This is a genomic window from Vibrio penaeicida, assembly GCF_019977755.1.
Taxonomy (GTDB): Bacteria; Pseudomonadota; Gammaproteobacteria; order Enterobacterales; family Vibrionaceae; genus Vibrio; species Vibrio penaeicida.
In genome coordinates this window covers 3,544,423-3,561,784 of sequence record NZ_AP025144.1, presented here as the reverse complement: position 1 = coordinate 3,561,784, position 17,362 = coordinate 3,544,423, and the positions used below count along the sequence as shown (strand labels likewise).

Here is a 17,362-nt window from a genome sequence, read left to right as displayed (position 1 = left end):
GGATGCTTCTGCATCCCTTTCATTTTTTTGAGTATCAAGGGAACTTGTGTATGACGGACAACAAAAAAGTGGTGATTACCCAGTTTGGTGAGCCTGACGTGTTAGCCATTCAAAGTGAAACAATACCAGAGCCTGAAGCGGGCGAGGTATTGGTTAAAGTGCATTTTGCTGGGGTAAACCCGATTGACGTTAAAACAAGAAAAGGACTAGGTTGGGCGGCTGAAGCCAACAAAGACAACCTCCCTTGGACACCTGGGTACGATATCTCGGGCGTCGTGGAAAAATGTGGTGAAGGCGCTGAAGAATTTAAGGCAGGCAGCTTTGTTGCTGGTCTTATTGGCTTTCCAGCTCAGGCAGGCGGTTATAGCCAATATGTCTGTGTAAAGGAAGATCAGCTTAGTCTCGTGCCAGATAGCGTGACACTTGAAGCTGCTGCTGTTTTGCCTGTTGCGGGGCAAACCGCGGCTCAAGCACTTAATAAAGCCAAAGTTACCGGAAATGATCGCGTGTTGATTCTCGCGGGTGCTGGCGGTGTTGGACATCTAGCAATTCAATTCGCGGTCGCCGCTCAAGCAGAAGTTTTTACAACATGCAGTGAAGATAACCTAGATTACTTAGCAACACTTGGTGCGCATGCGATCAACTATCAGTTTGCTCCTGTATCTGAGCGTGTTGAAGATGTCGATGTATTGATTGATTTAGTTGGTGGTGATGCTGCATTAGATGCTTTGAAGTGCTTGAAAGACAACGCGCGAGTCGTCACGGTTCCGACGATCACCGCTGAGCTTATATGTGATAAAGCCAAAATGTTGGGCTTTGAAGCAAGTGGTATGTTGGTAGAGCCTGATACTGAGCAGCTAGATACAATGCTGTATATGGTAAGTGTTGGCATTGTAAAAACGGAAGTACAAAAAATATTCTCTTATACCGATGTTGCTAAGGCGCATGAACATGTTGAAGGTGGTCACACCCGAGGCAAAGTGCTGCTCGATATGAAATGTTAGATGGCTTTACTGAATGGTTTAGCCAGTCTGCTTTATGGGTCCTCTTTTCAACCGGCTTTTTAAGTGCAACATTACTGCCTGGCGGATCTGAAGCCAGCTTGTTGGTTGCCCTAAAGCTTAATCAATACCCCGTATATCAACTTGTATTGGTCGCCACCCTTGGTAACACATTGGGAGGTTTGACCAATTATTGGATTGGACTTTTTCTTCCAAATCGAACCCATTCGGAAAAATATGGTCATAAAGCTTTACAGTGGATAAAGCAATATGGCTATATCACTCTTCTATTCAGTTGGCTGCCTATTGTGGGTGATCCGCTTTGTTTAGCGGCAGGCTGGCTCAGAATGAAATTTATACCTTGTCTAATTCTCATCGCCACAGGCAAAGCGATACGTTATAGCGTGATCGCGGCAGCATTCGTCGGTTTTTAAAGGAGTCTTCATGAGAAAAGTTTGGTTTGGTGCAACTGCGTCACTGTTTGTCGCGGGTTGCTCTTCTCTTGCACCCGTCTCTTTTTTCTCTTCAGTACCCGAAGGGATTACCCTTGTTGAAGAGGTTAAGCCACAATCTGGCAAGGTTGTGATTCCATACAAAAAATACCAACTAGATAATGGACTAACGGTCATTCTTGCCCCAGACGACTCAGACCCTCTTGTGCATGTCGATGTGACTTATCATGTGGGTAGTGCACGTGAAGAAATAGGAAAATCTGGCTTTGCACATTTCTTTGAGCACATGATGTTTCAAGGAAGCGAAAATGTTGGTGATCAAGAGCATTTTAGAATCATCACAGAAGCGGGTGGGACATTAAACGGAACCACGAACAGAGATCGAACCAATTATTTTGAAACAGTTCCTGCGAATCAATTGGAAAAAATGCTTTGGTTAGAGTCAGACCGTATGGGCTTTTTGCTTGATGCCGTTTCTCAACGAAAATTTGAAATCCAAAGAGATACCGTTAAAAACGAACGTGCACAAAACTACGAAAACCGACCGTATGGATTGATGTGGGAACGCATTGGCGAAGCCATGTACCCTGAAGGTCATCCATATTCTTGGCAGCCGATTGGCTATGTCGAAGATCTCGACCGAGTCGATGTGAATGACTTGAAAGCCTTTTTCCTCCAGTGGTACGGACCAAACAACGCGACTCTGACCATCGGTGGTGACTTTGATACTGAAGAAACATTAAATTGGATAAACCAATATTTCGGCTCCATTCCTGTTGGACCTGAAGTGAAAAAAGCGGAAAAGCAGCCAGCAACATTAACAGAAGATCGCTACATCACTTTGGAAGATAGAATCCAACAACCTATGGTTATGGTTTCGTGGCCAACAACGTTCCAAGGGCACGACTCTAATGCCTCGTTAGAAATGCTCTCGACCGCACTGGGTGATGGCAAAAACAGCATGCTTTATCAGCAGTTTGTTCAATCTGGAAAAGCGGTGGATGTCGGTGCTTTCCAAGATTGTGCAGAACTCGCCTGTACTTTCAGCGTTTATGTTATGGCAAAGGCGGGGGAATCAGGAAACCTTAAGCCTATTTATAATGAGCTAATGGATAGCCTGAAAACGTGGTCGGAAAAAGGCGTGTCTGAATATCAGCTTGAGACGATGATTGGTCGCGCAGAAGCAAACGCTATCTTTGGGCTTGAAAGTGTTCGAGGTAAGGTGACTCAACTGGCGTCGAATGAGACCTTTTTTGGTCAACCGGATCGTATTGAAGAGCAGTTGGAACAGCTTAGAACGGTTACTCCAGACAGTGTTCAATCCGCTTATCAGCAGTACCTAGTAAACAATCACAAAGTGGTCTTGAGTGTTGTACCGAAAAACAAAGCCGACTGGGCAGTTAAGCCTACGACTTTTGTTACGCCGAAGCGCACCTTACCTGAATATCAAAAAGTAAAAGAGTCTGATCTTGCTTATCGCAAAGCGGTCGATACATTTGATCGTTCGGTCGTGCCAAAAGTCTCAGGTGCCGTTAAAGGGACGATGCCCGATTTATACCGAATCTATTTAGACAGTGGTGTTGAAATTCTAGGGACAGTCAGTGATGAAACACCAACCGTTCAGCTTGATATTAAACTGCCTGCCGGAAATCGTTACGTTGCAGAAGGGCAAGAAGGGTTGGCTGGCTTAACAGCAACCATGATGACAGAAGGTACGCTGAAACGCTCTGCCAAAGAAATTCAAACAGAGCTAGACCGTTTAGGGAGTTATGTTTCATTTGATGCAGGCTCTTATTCAACGGTTATTAGCGTGTCTGGGTTAGAGAAGAACCTTGCTGAAACCTTGGCATTGGTAGAAGAAATGATCCGCGAACCGGCGTTTCGTGAGAGTGATTTTGAGCGAGTTAAGCAGCAAGCGATTCAAGGCATTGTCTATGAACATCAAAAGCCAAGTTGGTTAGCTTCTCAGGCGACTCGCCAAGTGTTATTCAACGGTAGTCGTTTTGGTCGTTCGAGCGATGGCACCAGAACGTCAATCAATGGTTTGACACTAGAAGATGTCAAAGCATTCTACAGTGAGCATTATACGCCTCAAGGCGCGCAAGTTGTCATTGTTGGCGATATTAAAAAGCGCGATGCGAAGACATCACTGTCATTCTTGAACGACTGGAAAGGCAATTCAGCACCACTGTATACGCCCCAAGTGATTCAACCACTTGAAGGACAAAAAATCTTCCTAGTAGATAAGCCCGGAGCACCACAAAGTGCAATTCGATTGGTTAAGCAAGGTCTGCCTTTCGATACGACGGGTGAAATGCACCTAGGACAGCTAGCAAACTACAATTTGTCGGGGAACTTCAACAGCCGAATTAACCAAAACCTCCGTGAAGACAAAGGTTACACATACGGTGCATACGGCTATGTGTATGGGATGAAAGAAACGGGATTGATTGTATTCTCAGCCGAAGTACGAGCGGATGTTACGGTAGAGTCATTGGATGAAATCATCAATGAGCTTAATGAAGTTTCAACGAGTGGCTTAACGGAAGAAGAGCTGCAGTTTATGCGATTAGCACGTGGTCAGGCAGATGCACTGAAGTATGAAACCCCGTCGAAGAAATCTCAGCTGCTATCAAGAATTCTTACTTACTCTTTAGAAGAGGATTATCTAGAGCAACGCGATAACCTATTACAATCTGTTGAGCTTGGCACATTGAACAAAGTGGCTGCAAAATGGTTTAACCCATCTGATTTCCAGATCATAGTTGTGGGTGACGCGGAAAAACTTGCACCAAAGTTGAAAAAGTTTGGACTACCTATCGAAAAACTTGAAATCGAGCAATAGAGCACACATAACTGTTGTTTAGGGTTAACAGATCCTAGAGATGCATACAAAACGTAAGTTTGATATGCATCTCCAACATGAATACCAGTAGACGGGAAACTCACTTTCTCATTTATTAGTATTTGCTTCAATTTCATAGTAATCAAAGACCAGAATGATTATTCTAGCCTGATACTAAACAGATAAGTGAACTGAGTTTTGACTGTATTCTCCAAGCGACTTCAGAAAGTCGCAAAAGACCCTTCTATTTTTGAGCAGTATGGACGTGGCGTGGAAAGAGAGTCGTTACGTTACACTTCAGATGGTCATCTAGCACTGACACCTCATCCTAAAGCGCTAGGGTCAGCACTCACTAACCGCTGGGTAACAACTGATTTTTCTGAATCGTTGTTGGAATTTATTACTCCTGTTTCCCACTCGGTAAATGACGTGATAAGTCAGCTGTCGGATGTGCATCACTTTACGCAAAAGAAGTTGGATGGCGAAAAGTTTTGGCCGCTGTCAATGCCTTGCTTCATTAAGAATGAAGACGATATCGCGCTGGCTCAGTATGGTGAATCAAACACAGGTAAAATGAAAACCTTATACCGTGAAGGCTTAAAGCGTCGATACGGTAGCTTGATGCAGGTAATTTCCGGTGTTCACTTTAATTTTTCTTTTCCTGAAAGCTTTTGGGACGTGTTATACGGTGAGCAAGATCAAAAAAGCCGTGAAGATGCGAAGTCGGATGCGTATTTTGGCTTAATTCGAAACTACTATCGATTTGGTTGGATGATCCCATTCTTTTATGGAGCATCTCCAGCATTATGTCCATCCTTTATTCAAGGTAGAGATTCAAAACTGCCCTTTGAAAATATAGGTGAAACGCTCTATTTACCTGAAGCTACCTCCCTTCGTTTAAGCGACCTCGGTTACACCAATAGCGCTCAAAGTGAGTTAAAAATTGGGTTCAACAGCTTGAATCAGTATCTTGAGGGGCTGAATGCGGCTATCCATACACCATCGGCAGAGTTTGCGCAGCTCGGTGTAAAAGTGGATGGAGAATATCGCCAGTTAAATTCGAATGTCCTGCAAATCGAAAATGAGCTGTATGCTCCAATACGTCCAAAGCGTGTTACTCATTCCGGTGAAAAGCCATCTGAAGCGCTTCATCGTGGTGGGGTTGAATACATTGAAGTACGTTCACTTGACGTTAACCCATTCAGTCCTGTAGGGGTTGATGAGCAACAGATCCGATTCCTCGACTTATTCCTTACTTGGTGTGTTCTGTCCGAATCCGAAGAAATGGATAACTGTGAGCTCGAATGCTGGCGAGATAACTGGAGCAAAGTGATCCTAGAAGGGCGAAAAGTTGGTTTAGAGCTCCAAATCGGTTGTAAAGGTGAACGACTTACGCTTCAGGATTGGGGGCATCGAGTATTCAAAGAGCTTCGCTTAATTGCAGAAATTATGGATGAGCAACATGGCTCGACAGATTACCAAAAAGTATGCGATGAACTGGAAACTTGGATAGATCAGCCTGATTTAACGATTTCTGGTCAGCTACTCGCTCAAACTAAAGAGCACGGCGGTATTGTTGGTATTGGCATGCATTTGGGGAAAGCGTATAAACAAGCCCACCTGAATCACGAATACCAGGCCTACAACGAAGAGATGATGGAACAAGAAGTTCTGGATTCTCGAGAAGCACAATCTCGAATAGAAGCTAACGAAACACAGCCTTTTGATGCTTTTCTAGATGACTATTTTGCCTACTTGAAGCAATAGAACAAATGAAGATAAAACCGCTGCTATTGGTTGTATTGACCAGCTCTGTACTCATGGGGTGCGCTACCGCACCTCCCAAGAAACAGCACAATTTGTGCGATATCTTCAAAGAGAAACCAAGCTGGTATGATGACGCTAAAGATATGGAAGACGAATGGGGAACCCCTGTTCATGTTGCCATGGCTTTTATTAAGCAAGAAAGCAGTTTTATCCACGATGCCAGACCACCAAAAGACTATTTATTAGGGTTTATTCCTTGGGGGAGAGTGAGTAGTGCGTACGGTTACGCGCAAGCTCAAGATCCCGCATGGAGTGACTTTCAAAAAGCGACCAATCATGGTGGGTCAAGAACGAATTTCGATGATTCCATTATGTTCGTAGGTTGGTATACTCACGAAACCCAGCGACAATTGGGCGTTTCAAAATGGGATGCCTATAATCAATATTTAGCTTATCACGAAGGTCGCGGCGGTTATAAGCGCAAGACCTATGCCAGTAAACCATCGCTTAAAAAAGTTGCTCGAAAAGTCGAGCAGCAAGCAAAAAACTATGGCTGGCAACTTAAACAATGTAAAGACGAGTTGGAAAGCAGCAGGAGCTGGTTTTTTTGACCGATATAACAAGGAATTTATCCGATGCCATTACTAGATAGTTTCACCGTTGATCACACTAAGATGAACGCTCCTGCGGTTCGCGTGGCGAAAACCATGCAGACGCCAAAAGGGGACACGATCACTGTGTTTGATTTGCGATTCACCGCGCCTAACAAAGACATCCTTTCAGAAAGAGGCATACATACGTTAGAGCACCTTTATGCGGGTTTCATGCGTGCGCATTTGAATGGTTCTAATGTGGAAATTATCGATATTTCTCCAATGGGCTGTCGTACAGGTTTCTACATGAGTCTTATTGGCACGCCAACAGAATCTCAAGTAGCAGAAGCTTGGCTAGCAGCAATGAAAGATGTGCTGAAGGTAGAGAGTCAAAATCAAATTCCAGAATTGAATGAATATCAGTGTGGGACTGCAGACATGCACTCTCTTGATGAAGCAAAAGCGATTGCGACTGCGATTATCGATGCTGGTATTGCTGTAAATAAAAACGATGAACTGGCGTTGCCAGAGTCAATGTTAAAAGAACTTAGCATCAAGTAAGGGCTTAGTTCTCTGAACATTGAAGATAAATAGCGTTAAGTAAACGTTTAAGCCCGCCTCTGTCGCGGGCTTTTTAATGCTATGCATTCTTACTTTTCGAACCCCATCTGACGCTTTCCGAGATGCGTTAAGTCATTCATAGTGGCTCGATTTTGATAACTGATTTCATGATCTTCTGGTGAAAAGTCGGGGCAACTTCTACCAGCAAGAAATGCGTTTTTTTGTTTTGATTGAAACCGTCGGTTTTTCTCACAATCTGGTGCGGCACCGATAAACATGACATTGCTATAGCCATTTCCAGAGTGTTTGTCTTCTACAGCGTGCACTGTATCTGGGTGCCACCACACGGTATCACCAGGTTCCATATTTGGAATACTGACTAAACCTTGAAGCAATAAATCATGCCATTTCTTGTTTACAGTTAGCGCTCGACCTGGCTGCGCCCCACATAAGTCATCTTCTTCAATATCATCTTGCAGCGCTCTTAGCAGCATGTAAGGCATAGAAAGGGTTGTAGGTATGAGCTGCAATGTGCCGTCTCCCGCACCTTGTGGTGTTAAGGCTACCCATCCTTGAAAAGTTCTGAATACGCTACAAACAGCCGATGAATTAAATTCTTCAACAGCGATGCGATGTCTAGCATCAAATGCCTGATACTCTTTCCATTGACCATTGAAAACGTTGCGATAAACCTGACGATAATTGGGTTCTAACCAACGCTCGATGGAGCCGGAATCAACATGAGGGGAGAGGCCTAATGAGGTATCCCCTGGGCTTCTGCGTCTAACTCGGTCAGCATAGCTCACCTCCAAATCTGGATTGAACTCTTTCTGCCCGTCATGTTCAAACTCCCATAAGCGATTGAGATGACTGCGCAGTTTCGCCATATTTTGATGCTGACGAGCCCAAACTTGAGCTTTAGACCAATAGATTCCAAAAATCTGAGGCTTATCTGACTTCAACTGGCTGAAATAATTGTCTTCAACCTTTGGGGTATGGTCGTAGTAACCATTTTCAATAATATAACGCTCCAAAGCGGTATTGTGCTCGTCCACTTCGCTTCCCGGCAAAACACCTCGGATGACAACGCAGCCAGCTCGTTGGATCTTGAAAGTCTGCTGTTCATTGAAGCCACTCTCGATGTCTGAATATTGGTATATGGGCACCGAGTGACCATTCAATTCTTCATCTTTAATTCGAGCGACTTCTGACTTTAATGCATCTGCGACTTCTTCAAATTTTTCCTTATAATCAGGGAGTTCAATTTGAAGCTGCTTTTTAAGGGCTTTAATTTGAGCTGTGATGTTGTCCGTCGATAGTGCCATGTTAAGCTTCTCCTTTGCAATAAAGCGACACGTGTCTAGAAAAGCTAGCTCGAAAGACCATTTTGAATTGAGTGTTCGTTCACGCTATTCGTAATCATGGAAAATTAAAGGGGCGCAATTCTCACTTTTGAATCTGAGGTGAGGGTCGCTAAGGTAAGAAGGAAGGGTTTTGTGCGAGAGAAACGCCCTGACTTATCAGGGCGAATATTGTTTGCTACTGATGAGAAGGGTAAACCTTGACTAGTTTTATTTTGTTCTCAGTAAAATCAATAATTTCCATTGGATGGCTCGCCACTTGGATACTCAACTGGCTTTCAGGAATATCCTCAAGGTGCTCCAAGATCAGCCCGTTTAATGTTCTTGGTCCATCGGTTGGAAGCTCCCAACTCAACCCTTTATTGATATCCCTGATATTGGCACTACCTTCAATTAAGAAACTTCCGTCGTTTTGTGGTGTAATTTCTTCAGAAAGGCTTGGTGCCATTGAGGTGGTAAACTCGCCAACGATCTCTTCTAGAATGTCTTCAAGTGTAATCAAGCCTATGATGTCACCATATTCATTTACGATCAGACCAATACGTTCTTTGTTTCGTTGGAATTTGAGTAATTGAACATTCAATGGTGTCGCTTCAGGAATGAAATACACTTCATCTGCTGCCCTTAATAGGGTTTCTTTAGTGAATTCATTCTTGTCTAGCATCAGACGATAAGATTCTCTTAATCTTAGCATTCCGACGACTTCATCAATCTGGTCACGGTAAAGAACGACTCTGCCATGAGGCGAGTGCGTTAACTGACGAACGATAGATTTCCAATCGTCGTTAATGTCGATACCGGTAATCTCATTTCGAGGCACCATGATGTCATTTACCGTCACGTGCTCCAAATCAAGAATCGAAATCAGCATGTCTTGGTGTCGGCGAGGTATCAGCCCGCCAGCTTCATTCACCACAGTACGAAGCTCTTCAGAGCTCAAATGATCGTCGTCGCCGTGTTTGGCTTTTATGCCAAGGATGCGCAAAAACCCGTTAGTAATGAAGTTAACGAGTAATACTAATGGCGACAGTATTTTCATAAGTAAAGTCAGTACGACAGAACTGGCGTATGAGACTTTTTCAGGGTAAAGAGACGCAAGAGTTTTTGGCGTGACCTCGGCAAAGACAAGGACGACTAGAGTCAGGGCACCAGTGGCTATTGCAACCCCTAAATCACCATATAAGCGCATCCCTAAGATAGTTGCGATTGCAGACGCAAGGATATTAACTAGGTTGTTACCAATCAGAATCAGACCGATCAATCGATCTGGACGATCCAGTAGTTTCTCAACTCGGCGAGCACCTTTATGTCCTTCTTTAGACAGGTGTTTAAGACGGTATCGATTGAGTGACATCATCCCGGTTTCAGAACCAGAAAAGTAACCGGAAATGACGATCAGTACCGCCAGCAGGGCAAACAAGACGCCCGTTGATATATCATCCAAAGTTGTAACTGTCCTTATATTACGGAATTGGTGAAGTAATGAGCAAAAGCGGTCTTCTTCAACTTTTTAGAGCGGTTGAAAAAGAAAAGCAAGTATAAATCAGCTAAGAATGATCTCTCGCACAAAGCGGCTTCCAAAGTACGCAAGAGTGAGCAGTGTCGCACCACTTACTGCAAACCAAGTCACTTTTTTCCCACGCCAGCCTTGCTGATAGTGTCCCCACAAAAGCACGGTATAGATAACCCAAGCGATAAAAGACAAAATAGCCTTATGTGCCTTGCCTTGTATGAACATGTCTTGAACAAATACGTAGCCTGTCAGCAGTGTTGCTGATAAGAGTACAGTTCCAATCAAAATGATCTTGAAAAGTTGCCTTTCCACCATCATTAATGGAGGCAGGTTAGGGTTAATGGCTAGGGCTTTTTTGGCTTTAAGTTTATGATCTAGCCACGCTAGCTGCAGTGCATAAAGCGCAGCGATAGTTAACGTTGAGTACGAAAACAACGCTAAAGAAATATGGATCAATAGTTTAGGGTCGTTTTCTAAATGCGTAATGTAGGCACTTGGTAAAAATGTGGCTGCAGATAAGTTTATTGCCGAAAACCCGTAAACAACTGGGAGCAAAAACCATAAGCGTGTTTTGAACATGGAGGCGCTCATCACCAGTGAAATTATAAAGCTGATGAGAGAAGCGACGTTGAGAATACTCAGGTTTTGCCCTGAACCGTCAAAGATTAGATCACTAAGAAGCCAAGCGTGGAAAACCAAAGCTAAAAGAGCGCTGACAAATACGGTACGCGTTTTAATACCTGTTTGATTAGCAAGGCCTGGAACGATGGTCGCGACGGCCAAGAAATAAAGAATAACAGCTATAACCGCAATCAAATTTTCCATGGTTTCCACAATTTTACTGTCAGAATAAGGGATTATACCCAAGTGACTTGCAAGTTCATAGCATATACTCAAGCTACCTCAAGATGCTAGGTTCAGCGAGAATTGCTTGGTATTCAGACTAGGCACCGATTTGAAGATCTAGTGGTTCTAAATCAAGAATCGGTAACGCAGTATGAAAACCGAGCAAACTCGCCCTTGGGAGCTTATCTTCTGTCCCACTTCATCGTCAAAAAACTTGAAAAGGACTCGTCATTCCACTGCGTTCTTTTCCTTGAATTGAAACAGAAGATAGAGCTCTGAATCCTGCACTTGAGGTAGCTTGAGTATAGATACTGAAGTCACTTCAAGGATTCATAACACAGAAGACAGACACTCGTGTGCGTATATTGTATACTCGCGACAAAGTATCGCATTGATTAGGCGAATAAGTAATGTTTGAGAATTTAACGGATAGACTATCCAGTACGCTGAAAAATATCAGCGGTAAAGGTCGACTGACCGAAGACAATATCAAAGACACACTGCGTGAAGTGCGAATGGCGCTGCTTGAAGCCGATGTTGCCCTTCCCGTTGTTCGAGATTTCGTAAAACGCGTTAAAGAAGGCGCGGTCGGTGTTGAAGTCTCCAAATCTCTGACCCCAGGTCAAGAGTTCATCAAGATAGTTCAAAGCGAACTTGAAGCCGTGATGGGAGAGTCGAACGAGGCTCTAAACCTTGCGGCTCAACCACCTGCTGTCATCTTGATGGCGGGTTTGCAAGGTGCTGGTAAAACCACCAGTGTCGGTAAACTCTCTAAGCTACTGACCGAGCGCGACAAGAAGAAAGTATTGGTTGTTTCTGCGGATGTTTATCGCCCAGCCGCGATAAAGCAGCTTGAAACGTTAGCCAGTGATGTTGGCGTTGATTTCTTCCCATCTTCGGCAGACCAAAAGCCTATCGATATTGCTAATGCTGCTATCGATCATGCGAAGAAAAAATTCTATGACGTTCTTGTCGTCGATACCGCGGGTCGCCTTGCTGTCGATCATGAAATGATGGAAGAAATCCAAGAGCTTCATTCGGCTATCACACCAGTTGAAACCTTGTTTGTTGTTGATGCGATGACAGGTCAAGATGCGGCGAATACAGCAAAAGCCTTTGGCGACGCGCTTCCATTGACGGGTGTTATCTTAACGAAAGTGGATGGTGATGCACGTGGTGGTGCGGCGCTATCTGTTCGCCATATTACAGGCAAGCCGATTAAATTCTTGGGTGTGGGTGAAAAAACCGATGCTCTAGAAGCATTCCACCCTGATCGTGTCGCATCTCGTATTTTGGGAATGGGTGACGTACTGTCACTTATCGAAGATCTGCAGCGCAATGTGGATCAAGACAAAGCGGAAAAGCTGGCAAAGAAATTCAAAGAGAAAAAAGGCTTTGATTTGGAAGATTTCCGTGAGCAGCTTGGTCAGATGCAGAACATGGGCGGCATGATGGGAATGATGGACAAACTGCCAGGTATGTCCCAACTACCAGATAACGTGAAAGATAAAGTAGACGACAAGATGTTCAAGCAAATGGAAGCCATCATTAATTCCATGACCATGAAAGAGCGTCAGCGCCCAGAAATCATTAAAGGTTCACGCAAAAAGCGTATCGCTTCGGGTTCAGGTACCCAAGTGCAAGACGTTAATCGCATGCTGAAGCAGTTCACTCAAATGCAGAAAATGATGAAGAAAATGCAGAAGGGTGGCATGAAAGGCATGATGAGAAATATGCAAGGTATGATGGGTGGAATGGGAGGCGCGGGCGGAGGGTTTAATCCGTTCGGTCGATAACAACAGCCGTTATATGAAAAAGGAAGCGAATGAATTAGCTTCCTTTTTTTACTTTTATGCTAAGCAAAAGCAATGCGAGGTCAGTATTTTTTCAAGTTGTTATCGTGCTCACATAAAAATGTCGCGTATTCATGTGGTGAAAAAATAGCTAAAAGCCTTGCAATGACTAGTAATAAGAGTAAAATTCCGGAGCTTTATTTTGGCACGAGACCCCAAATTCCTCGGTAATAGGAGGAGTTGATGGGGTTATATTTATTTTTGAGAAAGCAAAGAGGACGACATGGTAACCATTCGTTTGGCACGTCACGGCGCAAAGAAGCGTCCATTCTATCAAATCGTAGTAGCGGACAGCCGCAAAGCTGCAACTGGCCGTTTCATCGAGAAAGTGGGTTTCTTTAACCCTACTGCTCAAGGTCAAGAAGAAGGTCTACGTCTAGACCTAGATCGCGTTAACCATTGGGTTGGTCAAGGCGCGACTGTTTCTGACCGCGTAGCTAAGCTAGTTAAAGACGCTCAAAAAGCGGCTTAATTCTTTTAAAGAAGATAATTAGTTTATGTCGATGAAGGATAAAGAAACAATGAGCGAGCAAGTCGAGAAAATTGTTGTAGGTAAGTTTGGTGCTTCTTACGGCATTCGTGGCTGGCTTAAGGTTTTCTCCTACACAGACAATGCTGAAAGTATTTTTGACTATAGCCCTTGGTTTATTAAACAAAAGGGTGATTGGGTGGAATGCAAAGTTGAAAGTTGGAAGCGCCATAACAAAGGGATGGTGTGTAAATTAGAAGGTCTAGAGATCCGCGAGGAAGCTCACCTACTAACCAATTTTGAAATTGCAATAAACCCCGCTTCTCTACCTGAATTGTCAGAAGATGAGTTCTACTGGCGTGAATTGTTCGGTATGCAAGTTATTACCACTAAAGGGTATAACCTTGGTGAGGTCGTTGACCTATTAGAAACTGGCTCGAACGATGTTTTGGTTGTAAAAGCGAATCTAAAAGATGCTTTTGGCCAAAAGGAACGATTAATTCCGTTCCTTGAAGAGCAAGTGATCATTCAAGTTGATCGCGAAGCTCAACGGATCGAAGTTGACTGGGATCCTGGATTCTAGCTTCAGAATTTAGAGCGAGAGAACACATGTGGGTTGGCGTAATTAGCCTTTTTCCTGAAATGTTCCGTTCTATTACGGATTTTGGAGTAACAGGTCAAGCGGTTAAAAAAGGTCTCTTGTCGGTAGAGACATGGAATCCTAGAGATTTCACTCACGACAAACATCGCACTGTTGATGACAGACCTTACGGTGGTGGTCCTGGTATGTTGATGATGGTTCAGCCTTTGCGCGATGCCATTCAAACAGCCAAACAAGCCTCACCGGGAAAGACGAAAGTCATTTACCTTTCTCCTCAAGGTCGAAAACTCGACCAAAAAGGAGTAGAAGAATTGGCAACGAATGAGAATTTACTTCTTATTTGTGGTCGCTACGAAGGGGTAGATGAGCGCATCATACAATCTGAGATTGATGAAGAATGGTCAATCGGGGATTTTGTGATGACGGGTGGTGAAATACCAGCCATGACGTTAATTGATTCCGTCTCTAGGTTTGTACCTGGGGTATTGGGAGATTTTGCATCGGCAGAGGAAGATTCTTTTGCTAATGGCTTGTTAGATTGCCCGCACTATACGCGCCCTGAAGTGTTGGATGGTATTGAAGTACCAAGTGTACTCAAGTCTGGAAATCACAAGGACATTCGTCGCTGGCGGTTAAAGCAATCGCTAGGTCGCACCTGGATTAGAAGACCAGAGCTTCTGGAAAACCTAGCTCTGACTGACGAACAGGAATTATTACTTGCCGAGTTCATTAGAGAATATCGAAGCAAGTAACCTATTGAATTTAGTATCAGTTTATTCTAGGAATTTACAAAATGAGCAACATCATCAAAGCTCTTGAGCAAGAGCAAATGAAATCAGATCTACCTAAGTTTGCACCAGGTGACACTGTTGTAATTCAGGTTAAAGTAAAAGAAGGTGACCGTGAGCGTCTACAGGCATTCGAAGGCGTTGTAATCGCTATTCGTAACCGTGGTCTACACTCTGCATTCACAGTTCGTAAGATCTCGAACGGTGAAGGCGTTGAGCGTACGTTCCAAACTCACTCTCCAATTGTTGACAGCATTGAAGTTAAGCGCCGTGGTGCAGTACGTCGTGCCAAACTGTACTACCTACGTGAGCGTTCTGGTAAGTCAGCTCGTATTAAAGAGAAACTTGCTAAGAAGTAATGCTGATTGCATTCTCATAGTAAAAACGGGTTCCCCATTTGGGAACCCGTTTTTTTTGAGGTGGAGAATAGTGTTAGGGTGTCAATTGGGTATACACTCTCAGTCATCTTTTAGAGCTTTGTTGAGCTCTTTGTCTTGTCATAAAAAAGGAAACTAAATGAAACGTCTTCATATTGCCGCGGCTGTCATATTGAATCCGGGTAAAGACCAAGTCTTCATCACTAAGAGGGCTGACAAAGCCCACAAAGGTGGTTTATGGGAGTTTCCTGGTGGCAAGGTAGAAGAAGGTGAAACGGCTCAGGATGCAACCATTAGAGAGCTTTTTGAAGAGATTGGGATAAAGGTGACCACGTTGAGTCATTTGGAGTCACTGAAACACGATTATCCAGATAAGTCTTTAGAATTTGATTTCTTCGTGGTGACGGATTTTGAAGAAGAGCCTTACGGTAAAGAGGGGCAACAAGGAGGATGGGTGAATATAGTGGACCTTCAACAATATGATTTCCCTGAAGCCAACGTCCCCATCTTGGAAAAGGTTATGAATATTTACGGCGCGATAACCTCGAAATAACTGACCAGTAATAGACGAGATTAGGGGTGTTAAAAGACCTTGTTGAATTGCTCAAAGAGACGTATATGGCGTCTCTTTGTACTTCTGAAATCTAGTAAGTTTCTTCTGACCAGCCATCAGAGTCGGACATGTCCGGAGCACCTGCAATCGATTTTTCTTCCTCTGCCCATTCACCAAAATCAATAAGTTGACATTTCTTGCTGCAAAAAGGGCGAAAAGTGCTTTTTTCTACCCATTGAACATCAGCTTGGCAAGTTGGACATTTTACGATAGTAACGTTATTCATAGTGTGCTTTTGATTAAGTTCCGATGAGCGTTGATTCTAGCATGTTTTCCAAGGTAAGAAGTACAGAGTCTAGCTACAAATAGCCAAGTCAAACTCGACATCGTGTGGGTAGGCTTGCCCTGATTCAAAGCTCATAAATTTTATCGCAAAGCGATTCTTGTGACCTGAAATCATCGGGTAAACACCGTATTCCAACGGGATATTTAAGCGTAGAATGTTGGCTTCTTCTGCATCACTTTGGAAAAATCCTGCACGAGCAATGATTGGCTTTTCATGCCCTGTTTCTCGCGTCAGTTGCAACCAAAGGTGCAATGCGGAAGTCAGAGGTTGTAGCGTTTCAAGCCAGCCTTCAATGTCTCTCTTTCTATTTTCATCAGGCTGATGTAGCCAAAAGTGCAGAGAAGGTAAATCAAAACAACAAGAACCGCCTGGCAGATTGAATCGTTGACGAATGGTGCTTAAGAAGCGATCTTCTTTCAAAGATTGACCAAAACGTTCCGCTGCCATCAGATCTCTATGAACATCATCGATGTTGGAGAGAACGGCTTGCAGCATGTCTTGATTAACGCCATCCACATTGAGCCAAGATTTATAGGACAAACGTTGCTTTTCTAGATCTTTGGCAAGCTCAGATTTCATTTGAATTTGCTCAAATATTTCAAGCAAATCAAAGATAGGGCGAAAGAACAGCGGGTATTGAACGGTGTCCACTTTTGCTGCCGCGTGACTCATTTGTCGCAATAGCGACTCCACTCTAAGGTAAATTCGAGTTTTTTCATTTAATGGATGTTCAAATTTATGAGTGGTCATGAAAAACGCCTTTGTGCTCCTTTCGCCGTGTTATGGGTTAGTGGCTCAATGATAAATATTTTTGGTGTAGCGCTGTAACTTGCGACAATAGGTCACTCTCTGATGAATCATTGTCTATTACATCATTTGCATGGCTCAAGCGTTCTTCACGAGTTACTTGTGCATTTAAAATAGACTCGACTTGCGCTTGAGGGACATTATCCCTATTCATGGTGCGCTGAATCTGTGTATCTCGTGATACATCGACAACCAGCACGGTATCTGCCATTGATTGTAATTGGTTCTCTACAAGCAAAGGCACAACCAATAGACCATAAGGTGATTGTAACTGCATTAAGCTTTGTTTCATTTTCTGGCGAATCATGGGATGAAGCAAGTTATTAAGCCAAAGTTTTTCATTTTCGTTCTCAAAAACTCTTGCCCTAAGTTCTACACGATTTAATGAACCATCTGAATTTAATACATCAGCGCCAAAATACTCTGCAATTTTACCTAAACCTTCCGAGTTAGGCTCCACAACTTGTCTAGCGATAACATCAGCGTCGACAATATCGATCTTGAAGTGTTTTTGAAAAAGATTCGCGACGGTTGTTTTCCCGCTAGCAATCCCTCCAGTTAAACCAACAACAAATGCCATTCTTTGCCTTTTAAATCTGCAATGGTGAAACAGTCTATCTTTGATTCAC

The 17,362-nt window shown here is 43.6% G+C and carries 18 protein-coding genes; 12 read left to right on the top strand and 6 right to left on the bottom strand.

All coding sequences use genetic code 11. From position 1 onward, the window contains the following. Window positions 1-50 precede the first annotated feature (50 nt). The 6 genes from LDO37_RS15975 (at window position 51) to luxS (ending at window position 7,219) form a co-directional block, all read left to right on the top strand. Window positions 51-1,004, top strand: a complete 954-nt coding sequence (locus LDO37_RS15975; RefSeq protein ID WP_126606892.1) for an NADP-dependent oxidoreductase — start codon at window positions 51-53, stop codon at window positions 1,002-1,004. After that, entirely contained in the window at window positions 998-1,435 is a 438-nt protein-coding gene (locus tag LDO37_RS15970; RefSeq protein WP_101112490.1) for a YqaA family protein, read from the top strand. The genes LDO37_RS15975 and LDO37_RS15970 overlap by 7 nt, the downstream gene beginning before the upstream one ends. A 10-nt stretch (window positions 1,436-1,445) precedes the next feature. Then, a complete protein-coding gene (locus LDO37_RS15965; protein ID WP_126606893.1) occupies window positions 1,446-4,298 on the top strand; it encodes a M16 family metallopeptidase in 2,853 nt (950 codons plus the stop codon). A gap of 198 nt (window positions 4,299-4,496) precedes the next feature. Further along, the gene (gene gshA, locus LDO37_RS15960) at window positions 4,497-6,065 is read left to right on the top strand and encodes a glutamate--cysteine ligase (protein WP_126606894.1); all 1,569 of its coding nucleotides are present in this window, start codon (window positions 4,497-4,499) and stop codon (window positions 6,063-6,065) included. Between the two features lie 5 nt (window positions 6,066-6,070). Further along, window positions 6,071-6,676 carry a transglycosylase SLT domain-containing protein gene (locus LDO37_RS15955; protein WP_101112487.1) on the top strand — a complete coding sequence of 202 codons (606 nt, stop codon included), beginning with the start codon at window positions 6,071-6,073 and terminating at the stop codon, window positions 6,674-6,676. A 24-nt stretch (window positions 6,677-6,700) separates the two neighbouring features. Then, window positions 6,701-7,219 carry an S-ribosylhomocysteine lyase gene (gene luxS / locus LDO37_RS15950; RefSeq protein ID WP_101112486.1) on the top strand — a complete coding sequence of 173 codons (519 nt, stop codon included), beginning with the start codon at window positions 6,701-6,703 and terminating at the stop codon, window positions 7,217-7,219. 89 nt (window positions 7,220-7,308) lie between these two features. Here luxS and LDO37_RS15945 read toward each other — a convergent pair whose 3' ends face one another. From LDO37_RS15945 to LDO37_RS15935, 3 genes are all read right to left on the bottom strand, one after another. Then, on the bottom strand, window positions 7,309-8,544 hold the full coding sequence (locus LDO37_RS15945; protein WP_126606895.1) for a YbiU family protein: 1,236 nt from the start codon (window positions 8,542-8,544) through the stop codon (window positions 7,309-7,311). Window positions 8,545-8,758: 214 nt separating this feature from the next. Then, window positions 8,759-10,024 carry an HlyC/CorC family transporter gene (locus tag LDO37_RS15940; RefSeq protein WP_101112484.1) on the bottom strand — a complete coding sequence of 422 codons (1,266 nt, stop codon included), beginning with the start codon at window positions 10,022-10,024 and terminating at the stop codon, window positions 8,759-8,761. A gap of 99 nt (window positions 10,025-10,123) precedes the next feature. After that, entirely contained in the window at window positions 10,124-10,918 is a 795-nt protein-coding gene (locus LDO37_RS15935) for a cytochrome C assembly family protein (protein WP_126606896.1), read from the bottom strand. Between the two features lie 431 nt (window positions 10,919-11,349). On the opposite strand from LDO37_RS15935, the gene ffh reads away from it, so the two are divergent. The 6 genes from ffh to mutT all read left to right on the top strand — a co-directional run bounded on the left by ffh (window position 11,350) and on the right by mutT (window position 15,580). Then, the gene (ffh, locus tag LDO37_RS15930; RefSeq protein WP_101112482.1) at window positions 11,350-12,735 is read left to right on the top strand and encodes a signal recognition particle protein; all 1,386 of its coding nucleotides are present in this window, start codon (window positions 11,350-11,352) and stop codon (window positions 12,733-12,735) included. Window positions 12,736-13,015: 280 nt separating this feature from the next. Continuing rightward, window positions 13,016-13,264, top strand: a complete 249-nt coding sequence (gene rpsP, locus LDO37_RS15925) for a 30S ribosomal protein S16 (protein WP_101112481.1) — start codon at window positions 13,016-13,018, stop codon at window positions 13,262-13,264. A 25-nt stretch (window positions 13,265-13,289) separates the two neighbouring features. Further along, window positions 13,290-13,844, top strand: a complete 555-nt coding sequence (gene rimM, locus LDO37_RS15920) for a ribosome maturation factor RimM (protein WP_101112480.1) — start codon at window positions 13,290-13,292, stop codon at window positions 13,842-13,844. Between the two features lie 26 nt (window positions 13,845-13,870). Beyond that, on the top strand, window positions 13,871-14,614 hold the full coding sequence (gene trmD / locus LDO37_RS15915; RefSeq protein ID WP_126606897.1) for a tRNA (guanosine(37)-N1)-methyltransferase TrmD: 744 nt from the start codon (window positions 13,871-13,873) through the stop codon (window positions 14,612-14,614). Between the two features lie 41 nt (window positions 14,615-14,655). Beyond that, entirely contained in the window at window positions 14,656-15,009 is a 354-nt protein-coding gene (rplS, locus tag LDO37_RS15910; RefSeq protein WP_101112478.1) for a 50S ribosomal protein L19, read from the top strand. 157 nt (window positions 15,010-15,166) lie between these two features. Further along, on the top strand, window positions 15,167-15,580 hold the full coding sequence (gene mutT, locus LDO37_RS15905) for an 8-oxo-dGTP diphosphatase MutT (protein WP_126606898.1): 414 nt from the start codon (window positions 15,167-15,169) through the stop codon (window positions 15,578-15,580). Window positions 15,581-15,671: 91 nt separating this feature from the next. Here mutT and yacG read toward each other — a convergent pair whose 3' ends face one another. From yacG to coaE, 3 genes are all read right to left on the bottom strand, one after another. Then, window positions 15,672-15,866, bottom strand: coding sequence for a DNA gyrase inhibitor YacG (gene yacG, locus LDO37_RS15900; protein WP_126606900.1), 195 nt, complete (start codon window positions 15,864-15,866; stop codon window positions 15,672-15,674). Window positions 15,867-15,935: 69 nt separating this feature from the next. Continuing rightward, window positions 15,936-16,676, bottom strand: coding sequence for a cell division protein ZapD (zapD, locus tag LDO37_RS15895; protein WP_126606901.1), 741 nt, complete (start codon window positions 16,674-16,676; stop codon window positions 15,936-15,938). Between the two features lie 37 nt (window positions 16,677-16,713). Continuing rightward, window positions 16,714-17,313: a dephospho-CoA kinase gene (gene coaE / locus LDO37_RS15890; protein ID WP_126606903.1), complete on the bottom strand. Its 600-nt coding sequence runs from the start codon at window positions 17,311-17,313 to the stop codon at window positions 16,714-16,716. Between the last annotated feature and the right edge of the window lie 49 nt (window positions 17,314-17,362).